13 protein-coding genes are annotated in these 16,353 nt (G+C 71.9%); 7 read left to right on the top strand and 6 right to left on the bottom strand.

Going from position 1 to position 16,353, the window contains the following annotated elements:
- Position 1: 1 nt before the first annotated feature.
- From FHS29_RS01485 to FHS29_RS01475, 3 genes are all read right to left on the bottom strand, one after another.
- The gene (locus FHS29_RS01485; protein ID WP_184687478.1) at positions 2-1,654 is read right to left on the bottom strand and encodes a (2,3-dihydroxybenzoyl)adenylate synthase; all 1,653 of its coding nucleotides are present in this window, start codon (positions 1,652-1,654) and stop codon (positions 2-4) included.
- Positions 1,651-2,853, bottom strand: a complete 1,203-nt coding sequence (locus FHS29_RS01480) for an isochorismate synthase (RefSeq protein WP_312864691.1) — start codon at positions 2,851-2,853, stop codon at positions 1,651-1,653. The genes FHS29_RS01485 and FHS29_RS01480 overlap by 4 nt, the downstream gene beginning before the upstream one ends.
- Positions 2,854-3,214: 361 nt before the next feature.
- Entirely contained in the window at positions 3,215-4,006 is a 792-nt protein-coding gene (locus FHS29_RS01475) for a 2,3-dihydro-2,3-dihydroxybenzoate dehydrogenase (RefSeq protein ID WP_184687475.1), read from the bottom strand.
- Between the two features lie 275 nt (positions 4,007-4,281).
- On the opposite strand from FHS29_RS01475, the gene FHS29_RS01470 reads away from it, so the two are divergent.
- Positions 4,282-5,220 (top strand): hypothetical protein, encoded by a 939-nt coding sequence (locus FHS29_RS01470; RefSeq protein ID WP_312864690.1) that lies wholly within the window; start codon positions 4,282-4,284, stop codon positions 5,218-5,220.
- 177 nt (positions 5,221-5,397) lie between these two features.
- Here FHS29_RS01470 and FHS29_RS01465 read toward each other — a convergent pair whose 3' ends face one another.
- Genes FHS29_RS01465 through FHS29_RS01455 form a run of 3 tightly spaced genes read right to left on the bottom strand, consistent with a single transcriptional unit; the run spans position 5,398 to position 8,451 of the window.
- Entirely contained in the window at positions 5,398-6,216 is an 819-nt protein-coding gene (locus tag FHS29_RS01465; protein WP_184687473.1) for a carbohydrate ABC transporter permease, read from the bottom strand.
- A complete protein-coding gene (locus tag FHS29_RS01460; protein ID WP_184687471.1) occupies positions 6,213-7,118 on the bottom strand; it encodes a carbohydrate ABC transporter permease in 906 nt (301 codons plus the stop codon). Before FHS29_RS01460 ends, FHS29_RS01465 begins: the two co-directional genes overlap by 4 nt.
- Before the next feature lie 4 nt (positions 7,119-7,122).
- Positions 7,123-8,451 (bottom strand): extracellular solute-binding protein, encoded by a 1,329-nt coding sequence (locus FHS29_RS01455; RefSeq protein WP_312864689.1) that lies wholly within the window; start codon positions 8,449-8,451, stop codon positions 7,123-7,125.
- A 406-nt stretch (positions 8,452-8,857) separates the two neighbouring features.
- Between FHS29_RS01455 and FHS29_RS01450 the strand changes: the two genes are divergently transcribed.
- The 6 genes from FHS29_RS01450 (at position 8,858) to FHS29_RS01425 (ending at position 16,319) form a co-directional block, all read left to right on the top strand.
- Positions 8,858-9,247 (top strand): STAS domain-containing protein, encoded by a 390-nt coding sequence (locus FHS29_RS01450; protein WP_312864688.1) that lies wholly within the window; start codon positions 8,858-8,860, stop codon positions 9,245-9,247.
- A gap of 597 nt (positions 9,248-9,844) precedes the next feature.
- Positions 9,845-10,411: a snapalysin family zinc-dependent metalloprotease gene (locus FHS29_RS01445; RefSeq protein WP_184687467.1), complete on the top strand. Its 567-nt coding sequence runs from the start codon at positions 9,845-9,847 to the stop codon at positions 10,409-10,411.
- A 610-nt stretch (positions 10,412-11,021) separates the two neighbouring features.
- The gene (locus tag FHS29_RS01440; RefSeq protein WP_184687466.1) at positions 11,022-12,758 is read left to right on the top strand and encodes a condensation domain-containing protein; all 1,737 of its coding nucleotides are present in this window, start codon (positions 11,022-11,024) and stop codon (positions 12,756-12,758) included.
- Positions 12,755-13,981, top strand: a complete 1,227-nt coding sequence (locus tag FHS29_RS01435) for an MFS transporter (protein WP_184687464.1) — start codon at positions 12,755-12,757, stop codon at positions 13,979-13,981. The genes FHS29_RS01440 and FHS29_RS01435 overlap by 4 nt, the downstream gene beginning before the upstream one ends.
- Positions 13,982-13,995: 14 nt before the next feature.
- Entirely contained in the window at positions 13,996-15,132 is a 1,137-nt protein-coding gene (locus tag FHS29_RS01430; protein WP_184687462.1) for a LuxR C-terminal-related transcriptional regulator, read from the top strand.
- Positions 15,123-16,319, top strand: a complete 1,197-nt coding sequence (locus FHS29_RS01425; RefSeq protein ID WP_184687461.1) for a DegT/DnrJ/EryC1/StrS family aminotransferase — start codon at positions 15,123-15,125, stop codon at positions 16,317-16,319. Before FHS29_RS01430 ends, FHS29_RS01425 begins: the two co-directional genes overlap by 10 nt.
- The last annotated feature ends 34 nt before the right edge of the window (positions 16,320-16,353 follow it).

Raw genomic sequence — 16,353 nt, 5'->3', positions numbered from 1 at the left:
CTCACCCCTTCTCGGCCAGGGCGGCGAGGGCCGCCCTCAGCTCGCGTTTGCTCGTCTTGCCGACACCGGTCACCGGGAACGCTGCCACCACTTCGACCAGATCGGGCACCTTGAACGCGGCGACACCGCGTTCCCGCACGAACCGGCGCAGCTCGGCGGCGGTGGGCGTGGACCCCGCGGCCGGCACGACGTAGGCGCAGGTCCGTTCGCCGAGGTACTCGTCCGGCACCGCGACGACGGCGGCGTCGAGCACCGCCGGGTGGGCCATCAGGTGGTTCTCCACCTCTTCGGCCGCCACCTTCTCGCCGCCCCGGTTGATCTGCTCCTTCGCCCGGCCGACGACCTCCACGTGCCCGGAAGGGGCGCACCGCACCAGGTCCCCGGTCCGGTAGAAGCCGTCCGGGGTGAACGCGGTGGCGTTGTGCTCGGCGGCGCGGTAGTAGCCGCGGATCGTGTACGGGCCGCGGGTCAGCAGCGCGCCGACCTCGCCGGGAGCCACCACGTCGGCCGAGGACGCCGAGGGGTTGTCCGGGTCGACCACGCGGATCTCGTCGTCGAGCGAGATCGGCCGTCCCTGGGTGCTCAGCACGATCTCGTCGGGGTCGTCCAGCCGGGTGTAGCAGACCAGGCCCTCGGCCATCCCGAACACCTGCTGCAACCGGCAGCCCAGCGCGGGCCCGATCCGCTCGGCCAGCTCGCGGCCGCACTTCGCGCCGCCGACCAGCAGGACCTCCAGCGTGGACAGGTCCCGCTCGGTGCGCCCCGCGGCCTGCACCCAGGCGGCGGCCAGCGGCGGGACCACGCCGGTGATCGTCACCCCCTCGGACTCGATCAGCCGGAACGCGGTGTCCGCGTCGGGTCGCGGCGCCAGCACGGTCGCCGCGCCCGCGTGCAGCGCGCCGAGGATGCCGGGCGAGCTGAGCGGGTAGTTGTGCGACACCGGCAACGCGGCCAGGTACACGCTGTCCGGGCGCAGCGCGCAGATCCGCGCGCTCTCCCGGACGCTGTAGAGGTAGTCGTCGTGGGTGCGGGGAATCAGCTTCGGCAGGCCCGTGCTGCCGCCGGACAGCTGGAGGAACGCCACGCCCGCCGGGTCGGGGTCGGGCAGCTCGCGCGGCGCTGTTGCCGCCAGGTCGTCGAACTCCGGGGAACCGACGACCAGCACCTCGCGCACCGAGGCCACGTCGCCGGCCACGGCGCGCGCGGTGGCCGCGTGGTCGTGCCGCTCGTGCTGGTCGACGGTGAGGATCGCGACGGCCTCGCTCTGCGCGGCGAAGTGCCGCAGTTCGCTGTGGCGGTGCGCGGGCAGCGCGAACACCGGCCACGCGCCCGCCCGCCACAGGCCGAACACGGCCGGCACGAACTCCGGCACGTTGGGCAGCTGCACCACGACCCGGTCACCCGCGCGGATGCCCCGTCCGACCAGGCCGGCGGCGATCCGGTGCGCCCGTTCGTCCAGTTCGGCGAACGTCCACCGCACCGGGTTCCCGTCCCGCTCGCCCACCACGGCGGTGCGGTCGGCGTAGGCGGCCGTCAGCGCGGTGAGCCACGCGCCGAAGGTCTGCCCGCGCCAGTGCCCGGAGGCCCGGTACCGGGCCGCGACCTCCGCCGGCCACGGCACGTGGTCCACACCGGGGTTCGTGCCGGGGTTCACGCGACCGCACCTTCCAGCCCCAGCGCGCGCAGCAGGGTGCGGAACTTCGCGCTCGTCTCGGCCAGCTCCGCCGACGGGTCCGAACCCGCGACGATCCCGGCCCCCGCGAACAGCCGCACCGTCCGGCCGCACACTTCGGCGCTGCGGATCGTGACGCTCCACTCGCCGTCGCCGTACAGGTCCGTCCAGCCGACCAGCCCGGCGTAGTAGCCCCGGTCCTCCGACTCCAGGTCGGCGATCGCGGTCCGGGCCCGGGCGGTGGGCACGCCGCACACCGCGGGCGTCGGGTGCAGGGCTTCGGCCAGGGCCAGCGCGGACGAGCCGGGATCGGCCGGGTTCGCGACCCGCCCGGTGATCCGCGTCGACAGGTGCCACATCGTCGGCGTGCCGATCACCACCGGCTCGGTGGGCACCGCCAGGTCGACGCAGAACCGGCCCAGCACCTCGGCGACCTGGGTCCGCACGTGCGCGTGCTCGGCCCGGTCCTTCTCCGAGGACAGCAGCGCCGCGATCCGCCGCCGGTTCTCGGCTTCGTCGGCGACCCGGGGCAGCGAGCCGGCCAGCGGGTTGGCCACCACCTCGCCGCCGTGCCGGGACACCAGCAGCTCCGGGCTCGCACCGACCAGCGTGCGCGGCGCGGGGTCGCCCGGCGCGCTGACGTCGACCGCGAACGCCTGCGCGGCCGGGTCCGCCCGCACCAGCCGCGCCAGCAGGCTCGGCACCGGCACCGGGCCGTCCGCGGTCAGCTCCAGGCAGCGGGCGAGCACGATTTTGCGCAGCTCCCCGTCGTCGATGAGGGCCAGCGCCCGGCGGACGGCGTCGGCGTACCCCGCCGACTCGGGCTTCGGCGTGATCGACCAGGAGGTGGACCACGAGGCCGGCGGCGCGTCGGCGTCGGCGGTGGGCGCACCCGCCCGGCGCACCACGGCCGGCACGACGAGGCTGGTCTCGGAGTCGGGCCGGAACCCGATCGCACCGGTCACCACCGGCTCGACCAGGCCGGCCGCCGCCGCCGCGTCGAGGACCTCCGCCGCCGCGTGGGCGCGAGTGCCGTGGTGCGCCCGGACGGTCGCGTGCACGCCGTCGGCCAGCAGCGATCCCCGTGCCGACGAGTAGTAGAACGACCCCGGCAGGTACGCGGCCAGCAGGTCGGCCGCCCGGTGCACGGGCCGGGGTCGAACCAGAACAGGTGGGGACACGTCGAGGTTCCCTTTCGGCGTGGAGGTCGGAGCGGTCGCGGCGGCGGATGGCCGAAGTCCTTGCGGCAGGTGGAGACGCGGCCGCGCGGGCGCGCGACGAAGTGCCGGTCCCGCGGAGGTCGGCCACCGGCCTCCGATGCCCACCGCAGGGCGGCAGGCGGTGGGATCGAACGCCACCGTCTCCAACTTTGGGTAGCCTAACCTTATTCTCGGGCACAGCGGAAGCGTCTGGTCGGCCGCACTGTCACCAAGTGCGCGCCGACCGGGCGGACGACTCCGCTGCCGTCCGTCCGCCATGGCCACTGCGACGGACGCGTGGCCGCTTGTTCGTCTTAACAGTCCAACGCCCGCTGCGCGCGGATCACGCGCGGAGCGTCGCACCGCCGTCCACGAACAGGTTCTGCATGGTGATGTGCCGTGCCCGGTCCGAGGCCAGGAACAGCACTGCCTCGGCGATGTCGGCGGGATCGGCCAGCCGGCCCAGCGGGATCCCGACCCGGAACTGCTCCGGATCGCCCGCGACCACTCGCGCGGGCCCCTCGTCGTCGGTCCACAGCAGGCGCTGCATCTGCGTGTCGGTCGATCCGGGCGAGACCACGTTGCACCGGATGCCGGAACCGGCCAGTTCCAGTCCGAGGCAGCGGGTCAGCATCGTCACCGCCGCCTTCGACGCCGCGTACGCACCCATGCCGACCCGCGGCACGCCGGACGCGTTCGAGCCGACCGTCACCAGCACCCCGCTCCGGCGCGGCACCATCCGGCGGGCCACCTCCCGCAGCACGGTGAACGCCCCGGTGGTGTTGACCGCGAACGTGGCCGCCCAGTCCTCGTCGGTGGTCTCGCACACCGACGCCGGCCGCAGGATGCCCGCCACGGACACCCCGATGCCGATCGGGCCGACCTCGCGCTCCACGTCGTCCACGACCCGCACGACCGCCGCGGAGTTCCCGACGTCGGCGGCGAACGGCCACACCCGGCCGTCCGACTCCGCGGCGACCTGTCGCAACCCGGCGGCGTCGATGTCGACGGCGGCGACCTTGGCTCCCGCGCGGACCAGTCCGTCCACCACGGCCGCCCCGATACCGCGGGCGGCTCCGGTCACCAGCGCGACCTTGCCCTCGATCCCCGGATCCCAGTGCGCTGTCGAGGCCACCGACGCCCCCCTTACCGACTTGACTTTGCTTAGGCTTCCCTAAGCTAGCGGTCCGAGCCTCGTTGTGGATACCCGGTCCGGGTGATCTCGGTCATGATCGGACCACCCGCTCGGGTGAGCCGACCTCGGCGAGCGGCCCGACCGCCGCCGGTGTTATGGCGTAGTGGGAGTAGGTACCGGGGACGACCGTCGCTACGGTCCGCGATGACGACACGAAAGAGCCGTGCCGGGCCCCCTGTCATGCCCGGGCACACTCGCTCCGAAACGAGGTCCCTGTGAGTCGAACCCGCACTGCGCGCGTGGTGGCCGTGCTGCTCGCCCTGTCCCTGGGAACGGGAACCGCGGCCGCCGCCGCGCCGACCGCGCTCCCGACCGCCGCCGAGCCCTACTGCTACGAGGAACCCTGGCAGCCACGGGCGGATCTGAGCGATCTGAAGGCGTCCTTCAACTCCGCCAACTGGATGCAGACCCTCCAGGCCATGTACAAGCGGCGCTGGCCCAGCGGGGAAGCGCTGGCCATCGCCCAGGCCAAGGACCCCTACTGGAACCAGTTCGTGAAGAAGAACAGCTTCGAGGCGTTCGCCGAGTCGATGATGGTGGCGATCCACGAGGAGACCCACATGTGGGACCTCGACCCGTCGCGCACCAGGTGGAACACGCACACCGCGGCCTGGATCGACGCCTCCCGGCAGGTCACCACCATCCCGCTGCACGGCGGCTTCCCCCGCAAGGAGATCCTGCCGCTGATCAAGGACAAGTTCAGCGACTCCATGGACGGCATCTACCTGCGTGACCAGACGCAGGGCAACTACCAGCTCCAGGGCGTCACGGCCGAGCTGAACGCCGGACTGACCGGCCTGCCCGCGGCCACCGTGGTGCAGGAGTACATCAAGGGCGTCGGGGCCAGCAACGCCCGTGACATCGCCGCCACCAACCTGCGGTACCTGCTGCTCTACCTGCGCGTCGCCAAGGACCGGCACCCCACCTACTGGGCGAAGATCAAGAACGAGCCGAAGCTGCGGGACCTGGTGCTGACCCAGTTCCTGCGCACCGCCTACTGGCTGGACAAGTCCGCGCCCTACACCGGCAAGCTGGGCAGCGTCAACGCCGACAAGATCACCGCGACCAACTACGCCCCGGAGAACATCGCGGTCCTGGAGGAGTTCACCGGCCGGAAGGTGCGGGTGGACGCCCAGAAGAACTGCACCGCCTGACGGCGGACGAACCCTGTCGGCCGCCCGGTGGCGGTCCTCCTGCGGGCCTGCCCGCGGGAGCGGGCCCACCGGGCGCCGACGGCTTCGACGGCCGGGCTGTCGGAGCCCGAATCGATCGGGCGGGGTTCCGCACTGGCGCCATCGGCTCGGCCGGTGGGCCGAGTCGGCCGCCGGGTGTCACTGCTCGACGTGCTGGGTGACCGTGCCGCGCACGAAGTACCGCTGTGCCACCAGGAACAGCAGGATCATCGGCACGGTGGCGACCGTGCTCGCCGCGAGCACCAGTTCCCACTGCGCCTCACCGCCCTCGCCGAACCGGTCGAGCACCGTCTTCAGGCCGCGCGGCAGGGTGTAGAGCTCCGGTTCCCGCAGGTAGATGAGCGGCTTGATCAGGTCCGTCCAGGCCGCTTTCAGCTCGAACACGAACACCACGATCAGACCGGGACGGGCCAGCGGCAGCGCCATGCTGACGAACAGCCGCCAGGCGTTCGCCCCGTCCACCTTGGCGGCGTCGAACACCTCGCGGGGCAGGCCGAGGAAGAACTGGCGCAGCAGGAAGATGTAGAACGCCGCGCCGAACAGGTTCTGCGCCCACAACGGGATCTGCGTGGTGGCCAGCCCCAGCGCGTGCCACTCCAGGTAGACCGGCACCATGGTCACCGCGCCGGGCAGCATCATGGTCGCCAGCACCACGCCGAAGAGCAGGTTGCGGCCGGGGAAGCGGAACATCGCGAAACCGAACGCCACCAGCGCGCTCGCGACCGTGGCCGCCGCCGCGGCGGCCACGCCGACCGCGACGCTGTTGGCGATCCAGGTCAGCAGGGGCACCGCCCGCCAGACCTCGACGTAGTTGGCCGGCGAGAAGGGGCTCGGCAGCAGCGAGTTGTCGAACACGTGCGCCCGGTCCTTGAGCGAAGCGCTGACCAGCCACCAGAACGGGTAGAGGAACGCCGCGGTGACCGCGAGCAGCCCGAGCCCCGTCGCCACGCGCTTCACGACCGCTCGCCTTCGTAGTGGACGTAACGGCGGGACAACCGCACCTGCACCGCCGTGATGACCGCGATCACCACGAACAAGCCCCACGCCAACGCCGACGCGTAGCCCATCCGCAGCGACTCGAACGCCTCCCGGAAGAGGTGGATCACGTAGAACAGCGCCGCGTCGCCGTCGCTGGACTGCTTCGCGCGGGCGCCGAAGAACATCGTGTACGCCTCGGTGAAGACCTGGAGCGACGCGATCGTGTTGACCACGACCGTGAAGTACACCGTGCCGCTGATGCCGGGCAGCGTCACGTGCCAGAACTGCCGCCAAGGGCTCGCGCCGTCCAATCGAGCCGCCTCGTACCGCTCGACCGGCACGCGGGTGAGCGCCGCCAGGTACAGCACGGCGGTGCTGCCGACCGTCCACAGGCTCATCAACACCAGACCGGGCTTGATCCACGCCGGGTCCGTCGTCCAGTTCGGCCCGGTGAAGCCGAACCAGCCGAGGAACTCGTTGATCGCGCCGTTCTGCCCGTTGAGCAGCAGCAGGAACATCGCGGCCAGCGCCACCGGCGGGGTCATCACCGGCAGGTACAGCACGGTGCGGAAGAAGCCCGCCGACCGCCCCGCCCGGCGCAGGAGCGCCGCCAGGCCGAGTGCCAGCACGATCTGGGCGGGCACGTGCAGGGCGGTGAAGACCAGCGTGTTCCACAGCGCCGTCGCGACCCGGTCGTCGACCAACGCCTCGCGGTAGTTCTCCAACCCGATGAAGTCGGGCGGCTTGAGCATGTCGTAGTGGGTCAGCGACAGCCAGAGGCTGAACAGCATGGGGCCCGCCGTGAACGCCAGGAAGCCGATCACCCACGGCAGCAGGAACAGCAGCCCGGCCCGCGACTCGCGTCGGCTCACCGTCGTCACGGCACTACCTCCCGCCCACGCGCTTGAGCGCCTGTTCGGCTTCCCGCTGGGCCTGCGCCATCGCCTCGTCGGGGCTCTGCCGCCCGGTGAGCACGCGGTTCACGCCGCCCTCCCAGGCGCGCACGAGTTCGCTCGCCGCCGGACTCGGTGCCACCGCGAAGGTCTTGTCCTGCAACGACAACACCTGGGGCACGCCACGTTCGAGGATGCGGTTCCCCCTCGGGTCGAACACCTCGCGGAAGATCCGTTCGTCGGCCACCCGGTTGGCGGTGAACGTGCCGCCGTAGGGCTTCCCGGTCCGTGCCAGCGCGTCGCGGCGCGCGGTCGCGGCGGCGACCCACGTGTCGGCGTCGGTCATGGTCACCAGGAACCGGCAGGCCAGCTCCGGGTGCCTGGCGCCCTTGGGGATGGCCCACGCCTGACCGCCGGCCTCGGTCAGCGGCGCGCCCTGCCGGTCGGTGAACGGGGCGATCGTCACGTCGGCGTCGGGGGAGTTGGTCGCGAGGGTGTTGATGTACCACGAGTCCATCGGCATCGCGGCGAGCTGCCCGGTGGCGTAGGCGTTGTTCGCCCCGAACTGGTCGAAGGTGTCCCGGAAGGCCTTGAACGAGGCCCAGCCACCCTGCCGCCGGACGAGGTCCGCGGTGAAGCGGACCGCTTCCACCACGCGCGGGTCGTCGAGCCGGACGTCGAACCCGTCGCCGGTCACCAGTTCCGCGCCGTTCGCCTTGGCCCACATGGGCAGGTAATCGGGCACCTTGGGGTCGAAGCCGATGCGCTCGGGTCTCCCGTCCGCCAGGACCGCCAACCGATCGGTGAGGCTGGACACGGCGGACCAGTCCGTTGTGGACAGCGCGGCGGGATCGAGGCCGGCGGCGCGCACCACCGGGTTGTTGATGATCAGCAGTCGGACGACGGAGAAGTCCGGCAGCCCGTGCGCCTCGTCCTGGTAGGTCACCTGGCGCAGCGCCGCGTCCCGGAACTGGCCGAGGTCCACACCGTGCTCACGGACGCAGTCGCCCAGGCCCTGCACCGCTCCTCTGGCCGCGTAGCTGCCGAGCTTGCGCCGTTCGGCGTAGATGAGGTCGGGCGGATCGCCCGCCGCGACCGCGGAGAGGAACTGCTGTTCGTCGAAAGCTCCCTCGTTGACCCGCACGTCGACCCCTGGGTTGGCGTCGCGGAACACCGCCACCCGTGCCGTCGCGTGCTCGTCGGGCAGGCCGAAACCCATCGTCACCAACGTGTTCGGGGCGTCGGCACCGCTCGACCCCAGCCCGCCGCACCCGCAGACCACCAGCAGGGGTACCACCGCGGTGACCAGTAGTCTGCGCACGACCGCCTCCCCACGTGCCGGGCAACACGGATGCAGTTCCCGCGCCGAGCCCTCCGCACACTCAGGTCGCCCGGACGGCGTAGTGGCGGTGGAACGGGGACAGGCTCTCCACCGCCCAGCGGTTTGATCAGCCGATGGTGGTCGCCCACCACCCGACCAGTCGGGACGCGTGGTCCGACGTCGCTCGACGGCTCCGGTCGAGCCCGCCGTCCGAACAACACCGGACACCGCCCCGTTTACCCCCTCGCAAGTGCTCTGACCTCGGCAAACTGCCTCTTGGACGGTCCGGCCCGCACCTGTACCGACCGCACCCGGCCCACGACTACGCGTGACAGGACCGCACGAGTGCCCGATCGGGCGGCTGAACGGATCTGCCAACGGCCGCACGGCGTGATTAGGTAGCTTCGTGACATCCGAGGAAGCGGGCCCGTGGACACGGGTCGAAACCCTGGCCGAAGGCCAGGCAGTGCTCGTGCGCGTCGGTGGAGACATCGACCAGAGCACCGTTGCGAAGCTTGACGAAGGCTTGGACGACGGCATCAAGCAGGCGAAGGGCGCCGAGGCCCTGCTGCTGGTGGTCGACCTGCAGGAGGTGGGCATGCTGGCCTCGGTGGGGCTGTCCTCCCTGATCAGGGCGCACCACCAGACGCGGGACGAAGGTCTGGAACTGGTCGTGGTGGTCAATCCCGACCACCACCTGACCCGCCTGCTCTGGACCACGGCCCTGACCCAGATCCTGACCGTTGCCGGCTCGGTCGAAGAAGCCCTGACCCACACCCCGCGCAACCCGGCGTAACCCGCCGGGCACGTTGCGCAGCACGTGGTGACCGCATCCGCCGGTTGGCGGCGGTAGCCGCCGAGGCGGTGCTGTTCAAGGGTTCCGGCAGGCTTGGCGAGGTCCGTGCCGTCTCCCGGAACCGGCGCTGCGGCTATTCGGCAGTCACCGACATCCGACGATCGGAGGTACCACGACCACCCGCCGTGCCGCGACAATGGTCTAGACCTTCGGTCACCACGTCCCGCCGCCGCCACCCGGCCTGCCGGTGGCGCGTTCACCTTCCAGTACAAGGCGACGGCCAGGCGCCCCGGCACGTTCGAGATGTACGTGATCTTCGGCTGAGCGACCGGTCACCCGGACCCGGTGACTCCCCGGTGTGACGCCACCCCAAGTGGGTGATCCCCGGGAGGCGAAACCCGGCTCCGGGCTGAATCCCGCGCCTGCGTGGGGAAGCCGGGCCGCCGGGTCCGTTGGTCGGGGGAGCGTTATGCGCAGGTGTTATCTGGCCGAGGTCGGTCGGTGCGGTTACGTTCGGATCAGTCGGAGCCGTTGCCGGGATCGGCGCGACGGCGTGCCGGCGTTCGGACAGCACGCATGAGAAAAGGAGTTGCTCCTTTGTTCCGAGCGAAAATCGTCATGGCGATCGCCGGCAGCGTCGCCGCGTTCGTCCTGGTCGGCATGCCGACCGCCACCGCCGTGTCGCAGCAGGACTCGGCGGTTCGCACGATCTACTACGACTCGAGCCGGTCGGCCGAGCTCGCGCCCCTGGTCGACGAGGCCGCCCAGATCTGGAACTCCGGTGTCACGAGCGTCCGGCTGGAGAAGGGCACCGCCGGCATCACGGTGATCACCAGCCAGAGCGGGTCCGCGCCGGGCACGGCCAGCTGCGTCGGGTGCACGCGGGGCACGATCAACTTCTACCGCAACCAGATCAAGCAGTCCGGTGCGGGCACCCTGCGCGTGATCGTGCACGAGTTCGGCCACATCCTCGGCCTGCGCCACCCGCAGGACATCGGCAACTGCGACAAGGTGATGGCCGGCGGGCGGTGTGAGAACTCCCGGCCCAACACCCAGGAACTCGCCGCCGTCCAGCGGTTCTGGGGCGGCTCGCGCGTCGCCCCCGAAGGCGGCCACGTGGACGAGCGCGGGATCTTCGACGTCCCGGCGCTGGTCTACTCGTAGCCCCCGGCGGGACAGGATCGGTGCGAACGGAACCTCGTTCGCACCGATCCTGTCGTCGCGTTCGATGCGCCGACTGATGCGCCGCCTGACGCTCCGGTGACGCCTGGAGGACCTCGCTCCTCGGCCCCGTAGAGCGACCGGCCCGCGTGCAGCTCCGCCCCCGAAGATCGGCCGGCCCCCGGTTCAGCTCCGCCCCGTACAGTTCCGCCCCCGTACAGTTCCGCCCCCGTGCAGCCACCGCCCGCGTGAAGCGACCGCCGGCGACGTGGTTTCCGCCGCGCGGGCGGGATGATCGACAACGGCAGCTACCTTCACCCGGCGCTGCGAAACCGCGCGCCAGGACGGTCGCGCGCGACCGCACCCGCCCACCACACCCGGCCGGCAGAGCCCGCGCGGAGTCGGTCGCGGCGGTGGCCGGTTCCGGTCACGCGGGTACTCCACTGTGGACGATCGAGGTCGGATTTCCCCAGGTGGGGACCGGTACGGCCATTCGCGGGCGTCCGTTACCTGTCAATCGCTGGTTGACCGGTACCGGCCGCCCATAGTTTCGGCCTGGTTCGGCGACGCGAACGCATCGACGTCATCCGCGGCTCCACTCATGAGGTGAGAAATGCACCGACTTTCGGCGTGCTACTCGGGCGAGCGGGAACGGAGCGGGCCGTTGGCTTTCGGCCACGCGAACATCCTGCGCGCCATCACCGTCGACGACGACCCGACGCGCAACAACCTCGCCATGGTGTTCCCCGTGCCGGACCTGCCGCCGGCCGAGGTCGTCGGATTCGTCGAAGTGCTCCTCCGGCGGCACGAGTCACTGCGCACCACCTACCGGCTCGGACCTGAGGTGACACAGCACGTCGCGGGTTCCGGTGAGCTGCTGGTCGAGCTGGTCGAAGCCGACGGCGACGCGCGGGCCACCGCCGAACGGACGGCGAAGCGGTTCCGCGGCCGGTGGTTCGACCTCCAGGAGGCGCCACCGCTGCGGGTGGCGGTCGTGACCGTGGACGGCGTCGCGCGCCACCTGGTGTGGGTGGTCAGCCACACCGCGATGGACGTCGCCACGTGCGAGATCCTGTTGCGGGAGTGGTCGGCGTTGACGGCGGGCCGGGAGCTCCCACCCGCCGGGCCGCAGCCGCTGGACGTGGTGGAGTTCGAGCAGAAGCCGTTCGTGCGGCGACTCGCGCAGGCCTCGGCCCGGTACTGGGAGGCCCGGCTGCGCGAGGTGCCGCAGGCGATGTTCCCCGTGCCCGCCGCGAAGACCTCGGCCAAGACCGACTGGCACCACCCCGGCCTGCGCATCCGGTCCCGCGCCGTGATGGCACACCTCGCGGCCGTCTCCGAACGGACCGCCGCGAGCGCTTCGACGATCCTGCTGGCCGCCGTCAACGCGCTGGTCTGCCACCGCACCGGGCAGTCGACCTGTGTCACGACCTCCCTGTACGGCAACCGCGCGTTCCAACAGCTGGCCGACCTGTTCGGCACGATCTCCCAGGACGCCCTGCTGTCCGTGCCCGTGCCGGAGACCGGAACCTTCGACGAACTGGTGCACGACGTCCGCGCGCAGTCCCTGGCCGCCTACCGTGCCGCCTGGTACGACCCGGCGGTCGTCTGGGACGTCATCACGCGGGTCACGGCGGAACGCGGTGCGAGCTACGCCCGTGACGTCGTGTTCAACGACATGAGCCCGTTGACGGGAACCGGTGACGTCGAGCGGTCCGCCCTCAACCGCCTGCCCTGGGTGTGGATCCCCGGCGGCACCGACCTCGAGACCGACGACGCCGAGCTCGACGCGAGCCTGGAGTGGCTGCCGCCGGAGAACGTCCCGTCCCGGTTCGTGGTCTACGTCTACCGGCTGGACGAGGAGCTGGACGTGACGTTCCTGGTCGACCCGGTGTGCCTGGACCGGGACGAGGTGACGGAGTTCGGCCGCGCCCTCCTGCGGCTGCTGCGCGCCGCCGCCGAACGTGACCTACCGCTCAAGGAGGTGGCCGGCTCGACCGCGCTCCGACCGGTGACGCGCGGCGAGGGCTGGTACCCGGCCGACTCGTGCTGGATCGAGATCGACGCGGTGCGCGGCCTGCTCGCCGACGTCCTCGGCGATCGGCCGCACTTCGTGGAGGCGGTGCCCGACGAGGCCGCCGGCTACCGGCTGGTGTGCTACCTGACCGGTCCGGCGGACCCCGAGGACGTCCACCGGCAGTGCGTGGAACGGCTGCCCGGACGGGTCACCGCCATCACCCCGCACGAGTACGTGGTCTGCGCGAGCCCGCCCGACGACCCGGCCGACGCCGGCGGCTGGCGCGCCCGCCTGGTCGTCTCCAGCAGCAGCGGACGGGGTGGGCCGCGATGACCTCGGACACCACGCCGGTCACCGATCCGGCCACGAAGTCCCTGTGGTCCGGCAACTTCCGGCTCTACTTCGGCGCCCGCACCACGTCCATGCTCGGCGACGGGATGCTGCCGGTCGCGCTGTCCGTGGGCGTGCTGGCCGCCGGGCACGGCATCACCGGGGTCGGGTACGCGTTGGGCGCGTGGATGGCCGCGCTGACCTTGTTCATGCTCGCGGGCGGGGTCCTGGCGGACCGGTTCACGCCGCGCCGGATGATGGTGCTGGCCGACGTGGTCCGGGTCGTCGTGCAGGCCACGATGGCGATCACCTTCGTGCTCGGCGCGTCCGACCTGGTCACCATCGTGGTGCTCCAGTTCATCAGCGGTGCCGCGACCGCCCTGTTCCAGCCCGGTGTGGCGAGCATGATCCCCAAGATCGCCACCGACGTGCAGCGGGCCAACGGGGTCCTGCGGATCTCGGAGGCGCTCGCGGGCGTGCTCGGGCCCGCGCTGGCCGGTGCGCTGGTGACCGCGTTCGGTGCGGGCACGGTCTTCTTCATCTACGCCGCGACGTACGGGGTCAGCGCGGTCTGCCTGGTCGCGATGCGGATGGACCGCGCGGAGGCGGTGCGGACCGCGGAGTCGTACTGGCGCCAGCTCGTGGAGGGCTGGCAGGACTTCCGTTCCCGCACCTGGCTGTGGGGCGTCATCGCGATCTGGCTGGTGTACGGGTGTTTCGTGCCCGGCGTCTCGCTGCCGGTCGCCGCCGAACTGGTGGTCGCGGACCACGGCTCGACCGCGCTCGGGATCGGCATGGCCCTGTTCGGCGCGGGCGGTGTGCTGGGCGGCGCGCTGGCGATGCGGACCAAGGCGGCCCGGCCGCTGCTGGCCGGGTCGCTGGGGTGGGCGTTGTTCGTGGCCTACCCGTTCGTCCCCGCGCTGCGTCCGCCGGAGCTGCTGCTCTACGCGGGCTGGCTGGTGGCCGGGTTCGGCCTGGCCTACTGGCAGGTGCTCTGGTCGACCACGGTGCAGACGCAGATCCCGTCGGACCTGCTCAACCGCGTCTACGCCTACGACGTCGCGGGTTCCCTGCTGGCGCTGGCCCTGGGCCGCTCGTTGGCGGGACCGCTGGCGGAACTGGTCGGCGCACGGCAGCTGATGGCCCTGTCGACCGTGCTGGGGCTGGTGTGCACCGGGCTGCTGCTCGCCGTGCCCGCCATCAGGAACCTGCGCCGCGTGAACTGATGCGAGGAGCGCTCATGCGAGTCCCGACGGACAGCGAACCCGTGCCCGACGAGGTGGACGCCTTCGTCGTCGAAGTCTACGAACGAGTCCTCGCCGACCCCGGAGTCGCGTTCGCCGCGGTCGCCGACGAGTTCGCGGCGCGGCGGTCGGACTTCGAGCGGGCGGTGCGCGTGCTGCGTCGGCTCAGGCTGCTGGAGGAGGGCGACCCGCTGGTCGCGGTCAGCCCCGAGACGGCCCAGGTGGAGCTGTTCCTGCCCCTGCGACGCGCCCAGCGGCAACTGCTGCCGTTCACCGACGCCTTCGGCCGGGCGCGGCGCGGGTCCTCCGCACGGCCGACCACCGGGGTCTACCGGGACATCCGGGACATCCGGGCCCGACTCGCCAAAGCCGCGCACGAGTGCGAATCCGAGGTGCTGATGATGCAGACCTGCATCGCGCAGGAGCCGCCGGAGGCCAGGTACGCCCGACCGCTCATGCTGGACGCGGTCCGCCGGGGCGCGCGGGTGCGGCTGCTCTACCCGCACACCGGGCGCGGCGACACCGTCACCCGTTCCTACCTGCGCGACGTGGTCGAGGCCGGCGGCGAGGTGCGCACCTCCAGCGACATCTTCGAGCGCTTCATCGTGTTCGACCGCCGGATCGCCTTCATCCTCACCCCCGGCGACGAGGACGGCGACGGCCACGCGGTGGCGGTGGTGGAGGAACCCGCGATCAGCGGGTTCCTCTGCCGGGTGCACGAGCACGCGTGGCAGTCCGCGATGCGGTTCAGCCCCCGGCAGCCCGGCTACAGCGACGCGCTGGACGTGCTGAAGACCAGCATCCTGGCGCTGCTCGCGTCCGGCCTCACCGACAACGCCATCGCCCGCCGGGTCGGCATCTCCGAGCGCACGCTGCGCCGCCACATCGCGGTCATCATGCGCGACATGTCGGCGGACAGCCGCTTCCAGGCCGGCGTCACCGCCGCCAAGGCGGGCCTGGTCGAGCCCACCCCGAACGAGCCCACCCAGAACGAGCCCGACCCGAACGAGTCCACTCCGGACGGGCCAGCCCGGCCCGAGCCTGTCCCGAACGAGCCTGTCCCGAACGAGCCCTCACCGAACGAGCCCGCCCCGACCGGTGACCCATCACCCGGAGGACCTCCATGCAGCTGACCAGACCGGCCATCCTCGGCGGTGCGCCGATCCTGACCGACCCGGTGCCGCTGGCCCGGCCCACTCTCGACGCCGACCCGGACCTGCTGGCCACCTTCCGCGACGTGCTGTCCTCGGGGATCGTCACCAAGGGCCGCCACCTGGCCGAGCTGGAACGCGAGGTGGCGGACTTCCTCGGGGTCGGGCACGCGGTCCTGGTGTCCAGCTGCACCAGCGGTCTGATGCTGACCCTGCGGTGCCTGGACCTGCACGGCGAGGTCGTGCTGCCCAGCTTCACGTTCATGGCCAGCGGCCACGCGGTGGTGTGGAACGGGCTGGAGCCGGTGTTCGCCGACATCGACCCGCACACGTTCGCGGTGGACCCGGAACGGGTGGCCGACGAGGTGACCGACCGGACGGCCGCGCTGCTCGCCGTGCACACGTTCGGCTCGCCCTGCGACGTCGACGCGCTGGCCAAGATCGCGGCCGAGCGGGGCGTCCCGCTGGTGGTCGACGCGGCGGCGGCGTTCGGCGGCCGGTACCCGGACGGTTCGCCGGTCGGCGGTCGCGGCACGGCGGAGGTCTTCAGCCTCAGCCCCACCAAGCCGTTCACCACCGGCGAGGGCGGCATCGTCGCCACGAACGACGGCGAACTCGCCCGCGAGCTGCGGGTCGGGCGCGACTACGGCAACGCCGGCGACTACGACAGCCGGTTCGTCGGCCTCAACGCCCGGATGCCGGAGCTGTCCGCCGTGCTGGGCCGGCACCACCTGCCGCTCCTGCCCGCGCTGATCGAACGCAGGCAGGAGCTGGCCGACCGCTACCGGGCCGGGCTGTCCGGCCTGCCGGGGATCGGGTTCCAGCGCGTCCCGCCCGGCGCGCGCAGCACCTACAAGGACCTCTGCCTCACCGTCTCCGCGTCCGGGTTCGGGCTCGACCGGGACACCCTGGCCGCCGCGCTGCGCGCCGAGGGCGTGGCCACCAGGGCGTACTTCGATCCGCCGCTGCACCGGCAGACCGCGTACCGGCGGTTCGCCGCGAGCGGGAAGTCGTTGCCGCACAGCGAGGAGCTCGCCGGCCGGGCGCTCGCCGTGCCGTTGTACTCGCACCTGCCGGAACACCTGGTCGACCGGATCTGCGAGGTGGTCCGCCGGATCCACGAGCACGCGGCGGAGATCACCGCGCGAACCGCCCCGGACGCGGGCTGAGGAGCTGAGGGGCCGAGTGGACCGTCCTGGATAT

Origin of the sequence: Saccharothrix tamanrassetensis, assembly GCF_014203665.1 — a bacterium.
Classification (GTDB): Bacteria; Actinomycetota; Actinomycetes; order Mycobacteriales; family Pseudonocardiaceae; genus Actinosynnema; species Actinosynnema tamanrassetense.
The sequence above is the reverse complement of the archived record's forward strand: the minus strand, read 5'-3'. Positions and strand labels throughout refer to the sequence as shown.

What these genes read in the sequence shown, in the direction of transcription:
- FHS29_RS01440 (WP_184687466.1), top strand. Translation starts at nt 11,022, where the DNA reads ATGCACCGACTTTCGGCGTGCTACTCGGGCGAGCGGGAACGGAGCGGG.
- FHS29_RS01435 (WP_184687464.1), top strand. Translation starts at nt 12,755, where the DNA reads ATGACCTCGGACACCACGCCGGTCACCGATCCGGCCACGAAGTCCCTG.
- FHS29_RS01430 (WP_184687462.1), top strand. Translation starts at nt 13,996, where the DNA reads ATGCGAGTCCCGACGGACAGCGAACCCGTGCCCGACGAGGTGGACGCC.
- FHS29_RS01425 (WP_184687461.1), top strand. Translation starts at nt 15,123, where the DNA reads ATGCAGCTGACCAGACCGGCCATCCTCGGCGGTGCGCCGATCCTGACC.